Annotated in this window: 21 protein-coding genes and 1 riboswitch; all 21 genes read right to left on the bottom strand. The window is 49.0% G+C overall.

The window, feature by feature from the left end; all coding sequences use genetic code 11:
- The coding region (locus tag BN1234_RS15870; RefSeq protein WP_156337236.1) for a hypothetical protein at positions 1–339 on the bottom strand (339 nt) is incomplete at its 3' end.
- A 300-nt stretch (positions 340–639) separates the two neighbouring features.
- Positions 640–1,986, bottom strand: coding sequence for a UDP-N-acetylglucosamine 1-carboxyvinyltransferase (gene murA, locus BN1234_RS15865; protein ID WP_170308062.1), 1,347 nt, complete (start codon positions 1,984–1,986; stop codon positions 640–642).
- Between the two features lie 477 nt (positions 1,987–2,463).
- On the bottom strand, positions 2,464–2,721 hold the full coding sequence (locus BN1234_RS15860; protein WP_054957640.1) for a DUF1146 family protein: 258 nt from the start codon (positions 2,719–2,721) through the stop codon (positions 2,464–2,466).
- A 247-nt stretch (positions 2,722–2,968) separates the two neighbouring features.
- Positions 2,969–3,382: a F0F1 ATP synthase subunit epsilon gene (locus tag BN1234_RS15855; protein WP_054957639.1), complete on the bottom strand. Its 414-nt coding sequence runs from the start codon at positions 3,380–3,382 to the stop codon at positions 2,969–2,971.
- A 92-nt stretch (positions 3,383–3,474) separates the two neighbouring features.
- Positions 3,475–4,875, bottom strand: a complete 1,401-nt coding sequence (gene atpD, locus BN1234_RS15850; RefSeq protein WP_054957638.1) for a F0F1 ATP synthase subunit beta — start codon at positions 4,873–4,875, stop codon at positions 3,475–3,477.
- A gap of 101 nt (positions 4,876–4,976) precedes the next feature.
- Complete coding sequence (gene atpG / locus BN1234_RS15845; RefSeq protein ID WP_054957637.1) at positions 4,977–5,834, bottom strand: ATP synthase F1 subunit gamma; 858 nt, start codon at positions 5,832–5,834, stop codon at positions 4,977–4,979.
- A 235-nt stretch (positions 5,835–6,069) separates the two neighbouring features.
- Positions 6,070–7,584, bottom strand: coding sequence for a F0F1 ATP synthase subunit alpha (gene atpA / locus BN1234_RS15840; RefSeq protein WP_054957636.1), 1,515 nt, complete (start codon positions 7,582–7,584; stop codon positions 6,070–6,072).
- Between the two features lie 18 nt (positions 7,585–7,602).
- Entirely contained in the window at positions 7,603–8,148 is a 546-nt protein-coding gene (locus BN1234_RS15835) for a F0F1 ATP synthase subunit delta (RefSeq protein WP_054957635.1), read from the bottom strand.
- Positions 8,145–8,633, bottom strand: coding sequence for a F0F1 ATP synthase subunit B (gene atpF, locus BN1234_RS15830; RefSeq protein WP_054957634.1), 489 nt, complete (start codon positions 8,631–8,633; stop codon positions 8,145–8,147). Before atpF ends, BN1234_RS15835 begins: the two co-directional genes overlap by 4 nt.
- A gap of 95 nt (positions 8,634–8,728) precedes the next feature.
- Complete coding sequence (atpE, locus tag BN1234_RS15825; RefSeq protein WP_006213098.1) at positions 8,729–8,941, bottom strand: F0F1 ATP synthase subunit C; 213 nt, start codon at positions 8,939–8,941, stop codon at positions 8,729–8,731.
- Between the two features lie 98 nt (positions 8,942–9,039).
- Complete coding sequence (gene atpB, locus BN1234_RS15820; protein ID WP_054957633.1) at positions 9,040–9,807, bottom strand: F0F1 ATP synthase subunit A; 768 nt, start codon at positions 9,805–9,807, stop codon at positions 9,040–9,042.
- A gap of 34 nt (positions 9,808–9,841) precedes the next feature.
- Positions 9,842–10,222 carry an ATP synthase subunit I gene (locus BN1234_RS15815; RefSeq protein ID WP_054957632.1) on the bottom strand — a complete coding sequence of 127 codons (381 nt, stop codon included), beginning with the start codon at positions 10,220–10,222 and terminating at the stop codon, positions 9,842–9,844.
- The gene (locus BN1234_RS15810; RefSeq protein WP_054957631.1) at positions 10,215–10,448 is read right to left on the bottom strand and encodes an AtpZ/AtpI family protein; all 234 of its coding nucleotides are present in this window, start codon (positions 10,446–10,448) and stop codon (positions 10,215–10,217) included. Before BN1234_RS15810 ends, BN1234_RS15815 begins: the two co-directional genes overlap by 8 nt.
- A gap of 176 nt (positions 10,449–10,624) precedes the next feature.
- The gene (gene wecB, locus BN1234_RS15805) at positions 10,625–11,782 is read right to left on the bottom strand and encodes a non-hydrolyzing UDP-N-acetylglucosamine 2-epimerase (RefSeq protein ID WP_054957630.1); all 1,158 of its coding nucleotides are present in this window, start codon (positions 11,780–11,782) and stop codon (positions 10,625–10,627) included.
- Positions 11,783–11,851: 69 nt separating this feature from the next.
- Positions 11,852–12,481 (bottom strand): uracil phosphoribosyltransferase, encoded by a 630-nt coding sequence (gene upp, locus BN1234_RS15800; RefSeq protein WP_054957629.1) that lies wholly within the window; start codon positions 12,479–12,481, stop codon positions 11,852–11,854.
- Positions 12,482–12,758: 277 nt separating this feature from the next.
- Positions 12,759–14,009 (bottom strand): serine hydroxymethyltransferase, encoded by a 1,251-nt coding sequence (gene glyA / locus BN1234_RS15795; protein WP_054957628.1) that lies wholly within the window; start codon positions 14,007–14,009, stop codon positions 12,759–12,761.
- Between the two features lie 32 nt (positions 14,010–14,041).
- Positions 14,042–14,629 (bottom strand): TIGR01440 family protein, encoded by a 588-nt coding sequence (locus tag BN1234_RS15790; protein ID WP_054957627.1) that lies wholly within the window; start codon positions 14,627–14,629, stop codon positions 14,042–14,044.
- A 78-nt stretch (positions 14,630–14,707) separates the two neighbouring features.
- Positions 14,708–15,163 carry a ribose 5-phosphate isomerase B gene (rpiB, locus tag BN1234_RS15785; protein ID WP_054957626.1) on the bottom strand — a complete coding sequence of 152 codons (456 nt, stop codon included), beginning with the start codon at positions 15,161–15,163 and terminating at the stop codon, positions 14,708–14,710.
- A gap of 151 nt (positions 15,164–15,314) precedes the next feature.
- Positions 15,315–15,396: riboswitch (ZMP/ZTP riboswitch) on the bottom strand.
- Between the two features lie 90 nt (positions 15,397–15,486).
- Positions 15,487–16,083 (bottom strand): low molecular weight protein arginine phosphatase, encoded by a 597-nt coding sequence (locus BN1234_RS15780; RefSeq protein ID WP_054957625.1) that lies wholly within the window; start codon positions 16,081–16,083, stop codon positions 15,487–15,489.
- A gap of 44 nt (positions 16,084–16,127) precedes the next feature.
- Positions 16,128–16,688 (bottom strand): manganese efflux pump MntP, encoded by a 561-nt coding sequence (locus BN1234_RS15775; protein ID WP_054957624.1) that lies wholly within the window; start codon positions 16,686–16,688, stop codon positions 16,128–16,130.
- A gap of 96 nt (positions 16,689–16,784) precedes the next feature.
- A partial coding sequence (locus BN1234_RS15770; RefSeq protein WP_281177652.1) for a Sua5 family C-terminal domain-containing protein occupies positions 16,785–17,236 on the bottom strand: 452 nt, incomplete at its 5' end.

The raw sequence follows: 17,236 nt of genomic DNA, 5'->3' as shown, positions 1-17,236 counted from the left end.
TGTGCGGTGGCGCGCCGCGCTGCGGGGCGCGCCGCCGTGGGGCACGGTGCTGTTAACTGCAGAGCTCTTGCTCACAAGGCCATTGCCCTTGGATTCGTTCCCCGCAAGGCTGCGGCGCTCTTCGCTAGAGGACAGCTTGGAATCGAGCTGCTCATTGCCAGGTGGCCATGCGCGTAAAGCCTCCTGACTGATGGGGATACTGGAAGCTTCATTTATATTTGTCATGCCGGGCTTTGTCTTCAGATCATCCTCGGTTAGAAGCTTACACTCCAGCACTCTAGCCGCCGAGCCTTCCGTTTTATGCATTTGAATTTGTATCCGAACCTTCGAATCTTTCATTTTGGCTCCCTCCTTAAGCAGACCAAGTATTAGGACCTAACCATGAGAACCCAATTATCACGGCTTCTATTCCTTTTTTGCTAGCTGCTTATAATTATGAGAGCCTTTCAGTTGATAGAACCTTTTAAGAGAGAGAATGAGCAATGATTCGGATAACTTCTATACTTTAAAGAGAGCGGTACACTTCTCATATCCCCGATTTCGACAAGGGTTCGACTCCATCAAAAAAGGGTCCTGCCGCTTGGCAGAACCCTTCGCTTGATTATCATATTTACAATACATGAATCGACAAGCCTGATCTTACACCCATGTTGGCTGTACTTTAAACAGCTTGCCTTCCTCCACCTTCGCAGGCGCAGGCTTTGGTGCTTTCTCGAAAGAAGTATCATCTGTCGAAATACGCCAGATATCCGCACCTAATCCGGACAGCTTCTCTGCCAAATGAACATATCCGCGGTCAATGTGATGTGTACCACTAACCTCAGTTGTTCCCTCAGCCACAAGTCCTGCCAAAATCAGAGCAGCACCCGCGCGCAGATCCGTTGAGCATACCTTCGCACCCGTCAAATTAGCTCCTCCGGATACAATTGCTGAACGGCCTTCCACTTTGATGTCAGCATTCATTAAATGAAACTCATCGACATGCATGAAGCGGTTCTCAAACACCGTTTCAGTAACCACTCCAGTTCCTTCGGAAACAAGCAGGAGAGCCATCATTTGAGACTGCATATCCGTAGGGAAGCCCGGATACGGCAGGGTCTTAATATCGACAGCCTTTAGCGGTTTATCCGCAATAACACGGACTCCGTTCTCGTCAGGCAGAATCGTAACACCCATCTCTTCCATCTTGGAAATCACAGGACCCAAATGATCTGCAATTGCACCCTCAACATACACATCTCCGCCTGTAATCGCCGCAGCAGCCATAAAGGTCCCTGCTTCAATGCGATCCGGAATGACATGATGCTTCGCGCCATGTAGTTTCTCAACGCCTTCAATACGGATCACACCCGTACCTGCACCGCGAACCACGGCGCCCATGGCGTTCAAATAGTTGGCTAAATCGACAATTTCCGGCTCTTTCGCCGCATTTTCGATTGTAGTAACACCTTCCGCTAATGTAGCGGCCATCATAATATTCTCGGTAGCTCCTACGCTGGCAACATCCAGGTACACCTTCGCGCCGCGCAGTCTTCCGTTACTTTTCGCTTCAATGTATCCCTGACCCAGGCTGATCTCCGCACCCAGTGCTTCAAAACCTTTAAGATGCTGATCGATCGGTCTTGTACCAATCGCGCATCCACCAGGGAGTGAAATACGGGTCTGGCCACAGCGAGCCAAGAGTGGTCCCATGACCAAAAAAGAGGCGCGCATCTTCCGCACCCATTCATATGGTGCTTCACATGTAGCTATGTGCTCTGCATTTACACGTATGACTTCGTCTTTATATGTAACGCTCGCACCAAGCGACTCCAACACTTTACTAATTGTGATTACATCGTCAAGAGGAGGCGCATCTATAATGACACTTTCTCCTACTTCCCCTAAAAGAGAGGCAGCGATGATCGGAAGAACTGAATTTTTTGCTCCGCTGACTTTGACGCTTCCGGTCAGTTTTTTGCCACCGCGGACGATAAATTTGCTCATCATGGTTTCCCTCCGCGTCCATATTTTTCCTGTAATTTTAAAATCATTGTTTGTCTTGCTTGTTAAATCTCCAAGTGCCATCTTATCTTATTGATTTCAAGGTTACAAGCGATTATTGGACTATTTTCTATGCCAGGAAAACATTACCTGATAAATGATGTGTATTCCTGACACGTTAGGTAAATAAGATGTTGGTATGTGCTGCCAGGTTCTCAGTGTTAGCCTATGCAAGATCTTCATCTTGGTGACGCAGATTATATGAGCAATTCGCTTATAGTCCGGAAGTCGCGTTGTTTCTCGGACCATATTACTTATTTTCAGTGTTGACATAATAAAATGCGTTTATTCGACATCTTGTGCTGAGTTCCTATAGACATATAACCATTCATACAACAATTCAAACAACTTAGCAAAAGCACCAAAACCAAGCTTCATTTAACCCGGAGATGCCCAGCTTTTATCAATTATTAACTCGTCCTAAAATATATATCGGATCATTTGGCTCCACGTAACATAGTCAATTAAAAACTCGGCTACAAAACGGCCAAGGACTACAGCAAGCAGCAGATGAAGCAGCTTACCTTGTGGACTTTTCGGATTACGAATCACCAAATCTAGCTTTAAAGTTTGCAATGCCCACCACGCCAATGCTATGCAGACAAGCGAAATCACAATAGATAATAATCCGCTGACGCCAACTGCACCATTGACCGTGTTTGAAATTTCTTGTTCCATTTCTCCCTCCCTGCCTATCTCAGAAATATCGACCTAGATAGACCGACCCTTCTATAATACCTTGCCGCTGCTATAAGAATCCAGTACTTTCTAATACCATTTCCTTGGAAATAAAAATAATTGATTGCGATGTCATATAAACGCTCTATTTATAGAATAATCATCCATTTATAGTTCCATAACTTACCTCTATATGAAAATATATAAAAAAGACAGCCCGGCTAATATAAGCGGACTGCCTTTCATTCTATTGATATTTACCACTGGATACCTTAATCCGGTTCATAGCCCGTTGCAGAGCTAATTCAGCACGACGATGATCAACCTCATCTTGTCGCTTGCTCGCCTTCAAGCGGGCTTCAGCACGTTCTTTCGCGGCTTCCGCACGCTCCAGATCGATTTCATCCGGATTCTCGGCACTCTCCGCCAGAATAACAACCTTGTCCTTGCGGACTTCCACGAAGCCCCCTTGTACTGCAAACGTGGTTCTTTCGTTTCCAGTCTTCACGAACACAGGTGCTACCTGAAGTGGAGTAACAAACGGGATATGTCCTGGCAAAATGCCCAGTTCTCCTTCAACCCCGCGCACCGTAACACTATTAACCTGCTCTGAATAGAAGAGTCGGTCTGGTGTTACGATCTCTAACAAAAAGGTGCTCACTTCCATCCCTCCTCACCGTTTTCCGCAGAAAACTCGCGCAGCAGGCTTCGTTCGTAATTCTACGGACGACCCGCATAACACGGAGCGTCAGCTTACATATTTTTTGCTTTTTCCACTGCTTCTTCGATGGTTCCGACGAACAGGAATGCCGCTTCCGGAAGATTGTCATGCTTGCCTTCCAGAATCTCTTTGAAGCTGCGAATGGTTTCTTTAACTGGTACATAAGTACCTGGCATACCGTTAAACGCCTCTGCAACGTGGAACGGTTGGGAAAGGAAACGCTCGATACGACGAGCACGGTTAACGATCGCTTTATCGTCTTCACTAAGCTCATCCATACCCAGAATCGCGATAATATCTTGAAGCTCGTTGTAACGAGCAAGAATTTGCTTAACGCCTTGAGCTACATTGTAATGCTCTTCACCTACGATTTCAGGTGACAGAATCCGTGAGCTGGATGCGAGTGGATCTACCGCAGGATAGATACCTTTCTCGGAAATCTTACGCTCCAGGTTCGTTGTTGCATCCAAGTGAGCAAATGTCGTTGCCGGAGCCGGGTCTGTATAGTCATCCGCCGGCACGTAGATCGCCTGAATGGAAGTAACAGAACCTTTCTTCGTGGAGGTGATACGCTCTTGCAGACGACCCATTTCCGTTGCCAGTGTTGGCTGGTAACCTACAGCGGAAGGCATACGGCCAAGGAGTGCGGATACCTCGGAACCTGCTTGTGTGAAACGGAAGATGTTGTCGACGAACAGAAGAACGTCTTTTCCTTCCTGATCACGGAAGTACTCCGCCATCGTCAAACCTGTCAAAGCTACACGAAGACGTGCGCCTGGAGGCTCGTTCATCTGACCGAATACCATTGCTGTTTTACTGATAACGCCGGAATCTGTCATCTCATGGTACAAGTCGTTACCTTCACGGGTACGCTCACCTACACCAGCAAATACGGAGATACCGCCGTGCTCTTGAGCGATGTTGTTGATCAGCTCTTGGATCGCAACGGTTTTACCTACACCCGCACCACCGAAGAGACCGATTTTACCACCCTTTTGGTAAGGAGCAAGCAGGTCAATAACCTTGATTCCTGTTTCAAGCATTTCTGCTTGTGTGGAGAGCTCATCATAAGCCGGAGCCTCACGGTGAATTGGATCATTAACTTCAGATACAACAGGTCCTGCATTATCGATTGGCTGACCCAGAACGTTAAATACACGACCCAGGGTTGGAGCTCCGACAGGAACTGTAATCGGTGCACCCAAATCTACAGCTTCCAAACCACGAGTCAGACCATCGGTTGAAGACATCGCGATACAACGAACGAGATTGTCTCCCAAATGGTTGGATACTTCCAAAGTCAGATCGATCGTACGGCCGCCTTCCACGGAGCCTTCAATTTTGATAGCGTTGAAGATCTCTGGAAGCTGACCGCGCTGAAATTCAATGTCAACTACAGCGCCTGTAATGCTGACAACGCGTCCTTTGTTCATCTTTTCGTTTTCCCTCCTACTCGTTCGCCTATATGACGAACGATCATCGTAAAAACGGCACAACGTACCGTATATCTGTTAACGGATTGTATTCAACACAATTATTGAGCGTCGGCTCCAGCCACAATCTCGGAGATTTCCTGAGTGATGGCAGCCTGACGGGCACGGTTATACGTCAGAGTCAGATCGCCAATCAGCTTGCTTGCATTCTTCGTCGCTGCTCCCATTGCCGTCATCTTCGCACCAAGCTCACTTGCTTTCGCATTCAGCATTGCACTGAAGATGAGTGTTTCCGCATACTTCGGAAGTAAGATTTCCAGTACGCCTTCAGCAGATGGCTCATATTCGTAGCTTGCTGCAATTGCATCACCGCCAATGTTCTCCATTGGCAGCAGCTGAGTGACTTCCGGATCCTGCGTCAATGCATTCACGAACTTGTTGTAGCATATGTACAACTCATCAATTTCAGCTTTCTCGTATTGAACAACAGCTGCGTTTGCAACGCTTTTGATGTCCGCGAATGTTGGGCTGTCAGACAGATCTGTCAACTCTTCCACAACCGGAAGTCCACGGCGGCGGAAGTAATCGCGGCCTTTACGTCCGATCACGAAGATGCAGTACTCATCTTTTGATTGATGGCGTTCTGCAATAATCCCCGATACTTTACGTAAAATATTCGAGTTGGATGCTCCAGCAAGTCCGCGGTCGGAGGTAATGACCAGATAACCGGTTTTCTTAACCGAGCGCTTCTCCAGCATCGGGTGACTTATTCCTTGGGTTCCAGCCGCGATGCTGCCTACAACTTCTTTCAGCTTTTCCGAGTACGGAAGGGCAGCTGTTGCCTTTTCCTGTGCTCTTCTCAGCTTCGCTGCGGCAACCATCTCCATCGCTTTGGTGATTTGCTTGGTGCTTTGGATACTTTTGATCTGCCGTTTAATGTCACGTAATCCTCTTGCCATGTTTTCACCACCTCAAAACTTTGGCGGAGCCAAAGTTACTTCGTAAGCATTAACCTAGCTTTGGCGAAGCCAAAGCTAACTTCGTAAGCGTAAACTTAACTTTGGAGGAGCCAAAGTTACTTCGTAAGCATTAACCTAGCTTTGGCGGAGCCAAAGCCTTCATCCATATGTTGAAAGAGGATGCCAGGCCTTATTGCCCGGCTCCTCTCCTAATGCACAGCCGAGGCCGAGAAGCTTACTTCGAAGCTGCAAAGCCCTTTTTGAATTGATCGATTGCACTCTTCAGTGCATTCTCGTTATCCGCTACGAGATCCTTCGTATCGCGGATGGATTGCAGAATTTCAGGTTTGTTGCTCTCAACAAACGCGATGAATTCTTTCTCAAAACGGCGAATGTCAGAAACCTCAACATCGTCAAGGTAACCCTTAACTGCGGTATACAAGCTGACAACCTGCTGTTCAACAGAAAGCGGCTGGTTAACGCCCTGTTTCAAAATTTCCATCAGCTTCGAACCACGGTTCAGACGAGCCAATGTAGATTTATCCAGGTCAGATCCGAACTGGGAGAACGCCTGAAGTTCACGATATTGAGCCAGGTCGAGCTTCATACCGCCCGCAACCTTCTTCATCGCTTTAATCTGTGCGGAACCGCCGACACGGGATACGGAAATACCCACGTTGATCGCAGGACGCTGACCGGAGTAGAACAAGTCGGACTCCAGGAAGATCTGTCCGTCAGTAATCGAAATAACGTTCGTAGGAATATATGCGGATACGTCGGAAGCTTGTGTTTCAATGAACGGCAAAGCGGTTAATGAACCTCCGCCAAGCTCATCACTAAGCTTCGCAGCGCGCTCCAGCAAACGGGAATGCAGGTAGAATACGTCACCCGGATAAGCTTCCCGGCCTGGAGGACGACGAAGGAGCAAGGACAATTCGCGGTAAGCCGCTGCTTGCTTCGACAAGTCATCATAGATGATCAGGGCGTGCTCGCCTTTGTACATGAAGTACTCACCCATTGCGCAGCCCGCATAAGGTGCGATGTATTGCAAAGGAGCCGGCTCGGAAGCCGATGCAGTTACGATGATTGTGTACTCAAGCGCACCATGACGGCGCAGCGTTTCAACAACCTGTGCAACGGTGGATTGCTTTTGTCCGATCGCAACATAGATACACTTCACACCGTTACCTTTTTGGTTCAGGATGGTATCAATTGCAATCGTTGTTTTACCTGTCTGACGGTCACCAATGATCAACTCGCGCTGTCCGCGGCCGATTGGAACCATCGCGTCGATCGCTTTAATTCCTGTCTGCATTGGTTCATGTACGGATTTACGGTCGATAACACCCGGTGCGTTATTCTCAACCGGACGATATTCGGAAGCCGCAATCGGACCTTTACCGTCAACAGGCTGACCCAGCGGGTTTACAACGCGGCCAAGCATTGCTTCACCTACAGGAACCTGCATGATGCGGCCTGTACGTTTAACCTGGTCGCCTTCTTTAATCTCCGTATAAGGTCCCAAGATTACGACCCCGACGTTGCTCTCCTCAAGGTTGAGCGCCAAACCTACGACGCCGTTAGGGAATTCAAGCAATTCCCCGGACATAGCGTTCTCCAGGCCATATACGCGAGCAATACCGTCACTTACTTGAATTACTGTACCCACTTCAGAGACAGCAATGTCGGATTTATATTCTTCAATCTGACTTTTAATTAAAGTACTAATTTCTTCAGGTCTGATACTCAACGTTTTCACCCCTATCTACTATGCTTGTCTGTTAAAAGACTTTTCAAGACGATCCAGCTTGCCGGCCAAGCTTCCATCATACAGCTTGTCACCGATTACGACCTTCAGGCCGCCAAGCAGAGTTTCGTCAACGACATTGGTCACACGAATTTTTTGCTGTACCATCTGTCCGAATTCTGAAGCTACTTGTTCCTTCTCCCGATCACTCAACGGGTATGTGGAATATACAGTGGCATCAGCCATTCCGAGGCTGGCTCCCTGAATTTTCACATAGCTGTTCAGTAATTCAGCGAACAGATCTGTGCGTCCTTTTTCGAGAAGCAGCTCAATCGTATTCAGAACAGGCTTCGATATCTTCCCTGCAAGTGCCTTGGTCAAGACATCCATCTTCACGGAACGGGGGATATTGGGTGTGGAGATGAACTTCTGTGTATCAGCGTCTCCTTCGATAGCTGATACAATCGCTCTCAGCTCCTCTTCCACTTCCAGACCCTTCTGCTGCTGAGCCGCTACTTCGAACAGCGCCCGCGCATACCGCTTGGCTGCTACCGTATCCTGGCTCATGGTCTGCCTCCTACCTCTTTCAGGTATTGATCTACCAATTCTTCCTGAACGTTATCCTTCTTCACTTCGCGCTCAAGCAACTTAGAAGCGATCTTAACCGATACATTGCCAAGCTCGCTGCGAAGTTCTGCAACTGCCTTGTTCTTCTCGTTCTCAATGTCGCGCACGGCTGCTGTTTTGATACGTGATGCTTCTTCGTTAGCCATCTCCATGATCTGTTCAGCCTGTTTGTTACTTGTTTGTCTGGAGCGTTCGATGATTTCGTGAGCATCTTGACGAGCTTGTTCAAGCGCTTGCTTCTGTTGTTCAACATAAGTAATCGCCTGCTCCCGGGTCTGGGCAGCTTCATTCATTTGACTCATGACCAATTCACGACGCTGCTCCATGATCGCGAACAGTTTACTGAATGCAAACTTGTGCAGAAGAGCATACAAAACACCAAATGATATAATCGAGATTACAATCGTTTCCCATACTATTTCCACTAAAGTCACTCCTTTCCGTTAGTACGATGTGCAGTTCCTAACAAAACGAAGGCGCGGATGGCATCGGCCCTCCCCGCCAAACCGTTGTATTGTTATTAAGAAAACATGATCAAGAAAGCAATAACGGTAGCAGCCAATGGAACTACCTCTACGATACCAACACCGATAAACATTGTCGTTTGCAATGGGCCACGTGCTTCTGGCTGACGAGCGATAGATTCTACTGTTCTACTTACGATCATACCGTTACCAAGACCTGCGCCAAGTGCGCCCAAACCTACTGCAATAGCTGCTGCTAAAAATTCCATTGTTAAATATCCTCCTCAAAATTGTTTGAAATTTGTGGTTTTTATAATATATCTCTGTCGAAACCCTTCGCAGGCAGCGATGAATTTCTCGGAGTTTATTAATGTGCTTCTTCTTCGTGAATCGTTGTCTGTGCAATGTATACCATCGTCAATATGGTGAAGATAAAGGCTTGCAATGCACCAATGAATATACTGAAGCCTTGCCACGCTGCCAAGAATGGAATCCCGAAGAATCCCATCTTCAGAATCACCGTGATCAGTACCTCACCAGCAAAAATGTTAGCGAACAAACGGATTGCCAGTGCGACCGGTTTTGCCAGGTTCTCAATAATATTGAGCGGCAGGAACACCGGATACGGCTCAAGGTAGTGTTTGAGGTAGTGCTTGCGGTTCAGCTTCAGACCCAAAATGTTCATGAGCAGGAAAACGACAATCGCCAGCCCCGCTGTAACATTAATGTCTGCTGTCGGCGACTTCCACCACAATACGTGTGCGTAGTGACCCGCCTCAAGTCCCACGGTTGCCTCTATTGTATGACCGAACACCTTGAAGTTTGCCGGTAAGTCGGTAATAACAGCAAAAGGCAGTCCCAGAAGGTTAGCTACAAAAATAAACAATATTAACGTCAATCCGAGCGATATGTACGCCTTGCCCTTCTTCAAGTCCATAGCACTAGCTACGATACCCTGTACGAATTCCACAACCCATTCCATGAAATTTTGCAATTTGGAAGGGTTTTCTACAGATAGATTTCGAACAGACAATCTTGCTAAGACGAACACAATAGCTCCGGTTACGAAGAGCATTAGCACGGCTGACAGATCAATATTGAATCCGCCAATGTTAATAATTGGTGAACTATGCATGTATTTGTTTTCACCCCTTTCCAATTAGCGTTGATCAATTCTTATTTCGCAAGCTAACAAAAATGCTGACTGGAATGGTCAACAGTTGGGGGATGAACAGTCCCGCAATGGTTGCACCGAGCGATACCTGCTCGAATTTCACCGCAATCATTACAATCAGAAACGCGATGCAAAGTCTTGTGACAAATCCAAAGCTGAACCGTTTACGCTCCTGACTAATCGCCAAGTCAGCCAACTGCCGCACTTTAACGGAAAGAAAGCGAACATTGATCAAGCCCCCCGCCAGACCTAATACAATCCCTACAAATACAGGACGGTGGTCTTCGTACAAAGCCCATCCTAAGAAAGAGGCGGACAATAAGAGCAGCGTCACTCTCGTTACAGCGTTCACAATGGAAGTGGTCAAATCATTCACTTTGCGCCCCCAAAAACTTTTTAATGAGAAGAGCAATATTCAAAATCCCAACAAAGAGCCCTGTAACGGTTCCAATCGCGAGCCAGTATGTTGGCCCGTCCAGCAATTGAGCCAGCCACTTCCCGGCGAAAAAACCGATCAGGATGTAAGTTGCCAGCAATCCTCCGGCACCACTGATGTAAAGTGCAATCAACCAAGGGGAATCTTGACTTTTTGGATTTTTCATATAAACCTCTAATCCCAACTCATTTTACTGAATCTAACAATGCTTTGTCAATGAATCGATAATCGCGTTTTAGCATGTAAATCCAAGGATTTTACGCATTCTGAACCGCCCGAAACGCCGCCAAAACCGTACAGTTCAACTGTATGCTGTGACCTTTGTCACAAGAATAAAAAATATTATGCTTTTGTGAACATTGTGTGAAATTCCTCAGGGCGTTCACTTTTGATGCCAAAGTGGTGCAAAATCGCATTGACAATGCGCTCGGAGGCATGACCGTCGCCATATGGATTCGCCGCCTTGCTCATGGACTCATACAGCTCTTTATCCGTAAGCAATGCCTTCGTCCGTGCATAAACATCCTCTTCATGGGTACCCACAAGCTCAAGAGTTCCTGCATCAATTCCTTCCGGACGTTCTGTGGTATCCCGAAGCACCAGCACTGGAACGCCGAATGAAGGAGCTTCTTCCTGAAGCCCGCCTGAATCGGTCACGATGAGATGCGTATGCGGATAGAAGTTATGCAGATCCACCACATCCAGCGGATCAATCAGCTTGATACGCGGATGATTGCCCAGTATTTCATGAGCCGGCTCTTTAACTGCAGGACTTAAATGCACCGGATATACAATTGCGATATCCTCGAACTCATCTGCAATTCGCTTGATTGCACGGAAGATGTTGCGATGCGGCTCTCCCTGGGATTCCCGGCGGTGCGCTGTCATCAGGATCAATCGCTTGCCAGCTGCCCATTCCAGTACAGGGTGGGTGTAATCAGGCTGTACGGTATATTGAAACACATCCGTAACGGTGTTGCCTGTGACGTAAATGGTTGACTCATTCTTGTTCTCTTGACGTAGGTTGTTCGCAGACCGGTCTGTAGGTGAAAAATGAATATCTGCAAGAACTCCCGTCAATTGCCGGTTCATTTCCTCCGGGTAAGGAGAAAGCTTGTTCCATGTACGGAGCCCGGCTTCCACATGCCCTACCTGAATCTGTTGAAGGAACGCAGCATAGCTCGCAAGGAATGTAGTCAGCGTATCACCGTGAACAAGCACGATATCCGGCTTGGCTTCCTTGAGAACAGGCTCCAGCCCTTCCAGCACACGCACCGTAATTTCATTCAGCGTCTGCCGGTCCTTCATCACATCCAGATCATAATCCGGGACAATCTTAAACACGTCCAGCACTTGGTCGAGCATTTGGCGGTGCTGCGCCGTAACGCACACAACGGACTCGATATGTTCAGGATGACGCTGTAATTCCAGAATAAGCGGCGCCATTTTGATCGCCTCTGGACGAACACCGAAAATGGTCATCACTTTCACTTTAGACATGTTTTGTTACCCCCTGTATAAAACAAATTCATCTCTTTTTACTGTTCATTGCTTCTTATTCACAACTATTTACTTGGTACCGTATAAACGGTCTCCCGCATCGCCGAGTCCAGGAATGATATAACCATGGTCATCCAGGCCTTCATCCAGGGCAGCCACATAAATATCCACATCAGGATGCGCTTCCTGTACAGCCTTTACGCCTTCTGGCGCTGCCACCAGGTTCATCATTTTAATCTGGGTGCAGCCGCGTTTCTTCAGCACATCAATGGCTGCAATCGCAGATCCCCCTGTTGCAAGCATAGGGTCGATCACGATCAGCTCACGCTCCGTTACATCTGTAGGAAGCTTCGTATAGTATTCTACCGGCTTCAGTGTCTCCGGATCGCGGAACAAGCCCACGTGGCCTACCTTAGCAGCAGGAAGCAGCTTAACCACTCCATCCAGCATTCCAAGGCCCGCGCGCAAAATCGGAATCAGCCCCAGCATACGCCCGGAAATGACTTTGCCTTCTGTCTCTGCGACAGGAGTCTGCACTGAGATGGATTCCAGCGGAATATTGCGTGTAATTTCATAAGCCATGAGTGTTGCCACTTCGTCAACCAGCTCGCGAAAATCCTTCGTGTTGGTCCGCATATCGCGGATAAATGTCAGTTTGTGTTGAATTAACGGGTGATCACAAATCACCAATTTTCCCATGTCAGGTCCCTCCGGTTGATTACGATATGTTCTTCAATATGGATATTAATTCTAGTGAGCTCCATAAATCCTATCTATTATATCATCACCAGAGGCGCTTTTGCACGTCCAAGCGTCATGTTTCTTCTGTCTGAAAACAGCCTCATGGTTTAAAGCAGATCCTAGCATACTATGTTTTCCATTTTGGTGAAAATAATGCTTATTCCTGTCGGCAAAAAAAAGAGGCCGTCCCAAAAGATCCTGGATCTTGAGGACGGCCCCGTCTTGTTGAATTAAATTAATATTTCATTTCCGGATAGAGAGGATACTTATCAGTCAATGCTGCTACTCTGCCGGCTGCTTGCTTGAGGGTTTCCTCATCATTCGGCTGGCGAAGCGTAAGCGCAATGATCTTGCCGATCTCCACCATGGCATCCTCATCCATGCCGCGGGAAGTTACAGCCGGTGTACCAATCCGAATACCGCTGGTTACAAAAGGACTTGTAGGATCAAACGGAATCGCATTCTTGTTCACTGTGATTCCGATGGAATCCAGCACTTTCTCCGCATCTTTACCGGTGATGTCGAGATTACGGGTATCGACCAGCATCAGGTGGTTATCGGTTCCGCCGGAAACGATATTCAAGCCTTCAGCGATCATCGTATCTGCCAATACTTTCGCGTTCTTTACCACTTGCTGGGCATGCTCTTTGAAGGATGGCTCAAGCGCTTCACCCAGAGCTACCGCTTTAGATGCGATAACGTGCATCAGAGGACCACCTTGGGAGCCCGGGAATACAGCCTTGTCAATCGCTGCTGCCCATGGCTTCTTGCAGAGGATCATACCGCCGCGCGGTCCGCGAAGCGTCTTGTGTGTTGTTGTCGTTACAAAATGGGCATGAGGCACCGGACTTGGGTGCACTCCTGCCGCAACAAGGCCGGCAATATGGGCCATGTCAACCATGAACAATGCACCAACATCGTTCGCGATGGAAGCCAGGGCTTCGAAATCGATTGTACGCGGATAAGCACTTGCACCGGCTACAATCAGTCGCGGACGGTGCTTAAAGGCCGCCTTGCGCACTTCATCATAATCGATGAGGAACGTATCTTCCTGTACTCCATAAGCCACGAAGTTATATAAAAGGCCGGATGCGTTGACAGGGCTTCCGTGCGTCAAGTGACCGCCATGAGCCAGGTTCATACCGAGAACCGTATCCCCAGGCTTCAGGGCTGCCAGGTAAACCGCCATATTCGCTTGAGCGCCGGAGTGAGGCTGAACGTTGACGTGCTCTGCGCCGAACAATTCCTTCGCACGATCACGGGCCAGATCTTCAACAATATCCACCCGCTCGCAGCCGCCGTAGTAGCGTTTGCCCGGATATCCTTCCGCATATTTATTCGTCAATACAGAACCCATGGCCTCCATAACCGCTTCACTGACGATATTCTCGGAAGCGATCAGTTCAATATTGCTGCGTTGACGCTGCAGCTCCAAATTCATGGCTTCCAGCACTGCCGGGTCTTTCTTGCGCAAATTTTCCATCATCTTCAAATCCCCCTCAAATTTAAATGATATTGTCAATCGCATGCGGATGAATCATTCGCTTGCTCCAGCCGGTATACCGCCCGTTCGCCGCCGATCAGCTTCGGCCGGGTCCAGGCTGCGGTAACCCTTGCTTCTCCGATATAACGGATACTCGGACGAAACGGAACAGCTACACGCCGCAAATGCATCCCGATCATCGTCTCTCCAATGTCGATACCTGCATGAGCCGAGATACTATCGGCGAGACAAGGATCGGTAAAGCTTCGATAGGCTGCAGAAGCCATGGAGCCGCCCGCATGAGGAACAGGAACAGCTGCAACCTCTGTAAGGCCCAGCCGTTCGAGCAGCTCGCGTTCAACTACAAGTGACCGGTTCAGATGCTCACAGCACTGAAAGGCGGTATGAAATCCGTACTCAGCCTGCACTTCCGCGATCCCTTCGAGTACCTGGCGCGCCGTTTCCAGTGCACCGCCCGTACCGATCCGGCGGCCTGCAATTTCACTTGTGCTCGTTCCAATGACCAGTATTCTGCCCGGCCCGAGGCCGGCAGCCTGAGCCAATTCCCTTACAATCGTCACCGTCTGCTCTTTCAGAGCAGGACCACTTGAGAGATCTGTCATGTCATAGCCCTCCATGAAAGCGATAGTCTAAATGAAAGCTGTCCGGTCCTGATGGAAGCCTTCATCGTTGCAGCGAGCTTATCCCTTCAGATAACGTTCCTCAATGGCTTTGATCTTGTTTACCCTGCCGACATGTCTTTCACCTTGACTAAACTCCGTGCCGAGCCATGCGGTTACGATTTCAGCCGCCAACCCTGGGCCTACTACTCGTTCACCGAGAGCAAGTACGTTGCTGTCATTATGCTCACGGGTAGCTTTTGCCGAAAATACATCATGTGTCAGCGCACAGCGAATACCTGGAACCTTGTTCGCTGCAATGCTCATGCCGATTCCTGTTCCGCAGATCAGAATGCCGCGGTCCGCCTCACCGGAGACTACCTTCTCACACACCGGAAGCGCGTAATCCGGATAATCTACCGAATCCGAACAGCCGCATCCCAGGTCTTCAACCTCGTGTCCAAGATTCTGAATTACCTGCACAATTTCTTCTCTTAAACGAATACCTGCATGATCAGTGCCCAATGCGATTTTCATATGAAAAACCCCCTTAAATGTTTCGTCTTTGGTCTTTGGCCATTGCAATCATCATTGCAAAACGCCCATTAAACAACTTGTTTCATTATAACCCAAATTGCCGTTAAAGACGAAAAAAGAGCAGTCCGCGCACGTAAAATGTGCACCAAATGCTCTTTGCCCAGGCGACCGGCCGTATATTCCGGTGCTCCATCGTGGTTTCATCCACTTCGTCGCCAGTTACACCGAAATCCATGTTTTTCCCCTTCATCTTAAAACAAACCCCGCGGAAAAGCAACGGGTAAATATCCAGTATTTCGAAATATGGTAAGGCTTGCGATCTATTACGGCCGGTCCTGCTGCTCCTCATTCTCCAGCTTGTCCAGCAGGCGAAACAGTGCCGTGCGGATTTCCGCTGCAGTAGCCTGGTAGTCTTCCAGTGTGCCGCCGAACGGATCCGAAATATCAAAGCTCGGGATGCGCTGTCTCAGTTCAATCAATCTAATTCTGTCTTTCTCCTGAAGCTCTTCACCCAGTGATCTTGCCATCTCCATCGATGCCAGCAGCTGATCCTGCTCCTCAAGATCCCGAAGTACGCTCTCGTCATTCTCTGTGAATTCCTTCAGTGTATGCACCTTATCCGCAGCATGGGGGAACTGGCGAATCGCATACTGCTTATGAGATAACGTCAGGGTTAAAATAAGGTCTGCCCATTCCACCAGATCTGAACTCAAAGGTTTTGAAGCCAGCTGATCCTCAATCTGCTGGTCTTGAAGCACCGCTTCAGCATGCTGTGAAATCGGCATTCCTTCCATAGCGGCAACGCCGGCAGAACGCACATCCAGCGATATCCCTCTCCCTTGGGAAAGCTTGCGCAGCATGCCTTCAGCCATCGGACTGCGGCAGGTGTTGCCGGTGCAGACGAACAGGATGTTTTTCATAGTCTCCACCTTCCTCAAGTCTAGGTAACATTTCCGTTATTGTATCAAAATATAAACATCAATCCAAATACAAGCAGTATAATACCGCCGATCATTTCTCCGTATTCACCGAGCTTTGCACCCATATGCCGGCCAAGCGTAAGGCCCAGGATCGACATGATGCCTCCAACCGCACCGAAGGAAATGACAATCAGCAGCACATCATTCACGAACATTCCAAGCGAAATGCCGACGGAGAAGGAATCGATGCTCACACTAAGGGCAAACAGCAGCATTCCCGTCAGCGTCGCATAGTTCATGATCTGCTCTCCCTCTCTGCGAAAGGAATTCCAGATCATATGACCACCAAGAAGCACCAGCAGTCCGCCTGCTGCAAGCCCCGTGACTTGTCCAAGCAGAGTGCCGACATAACGGCCTGCAAACAGTCCGAGCAGCGGCATAAGCATGTGAAAAAAAGCGATCAGCAGACTGATATTCAGAATATACCGGAGCCTGACCCCTCTCATCCCCACGCCGATGCCTAATGAAAATGCGTCCAGCCCCAGCGCCAAAGCCATAATCAGGATGGTCGCGAGTTGTCCGGATTGAACAGACGATACGAACATGCGATTTTCCCCCAAGTCCAAAGTGGTCTTGTACACCATATGCGGACAAGAGGGGAATCATTCCTTAATTCGCTTCGTACTGCCGGGATGCTCCGGTTACTCCGCTTGCAAAATATGATGGCCGGCTGCCTTAAGGAGCCGGTTCATCACCGCAGCGCCAATCCCTTTATCCGGGCAGGACTCTGCCAGCATAAAGGTTGCGCCTTCTTCATCGAATTGGCGCAGCCCGGCGTACAGCCGGTGGGCCGCTTCCTCCGGTGCGGCCAGGCTGCCGAGCGAGACGACAACGTCCGCGCGGTAGTGACCGATGTGCTCGTCGAATGACAGCACACCGGTCTTCTCCCCGCGCGCTGCGGCGGCGTCAAGCTCGGCCTGGATCTTGGCGGACACGGCTTCGGCCGTCCGCCCCTGCACGAGGCACAGCGCACCCTTGGGTGCGTAGTGCGTGTACTTCATGCCCGGCGAGCGCGGCGCCGGGCTGTCTGCGCTACCGGCGCGCGAAAGCGCCGGGTCGCGCTGCACGCTTGCCGCGATCGCGGCAAGCTGCT

The sequence above is a fragment of the Paenibacillus dakarensis genome, assembly GCF_001373415.1.
In the GTDB taxonomy this organism is placed as follows: domain Bacteria; phylum Bacillota; class Bacilli; order Paenibacillales; family Paenibacillaceae; genus Paenibacillus_AQ; species Paenibacillus_AQ dakarensis.
The sequence above is the reverse complement of the archived record's forward strand: the minus strand, read 5'-3'. Positions and strand labels throughout refer to the sequence as shown.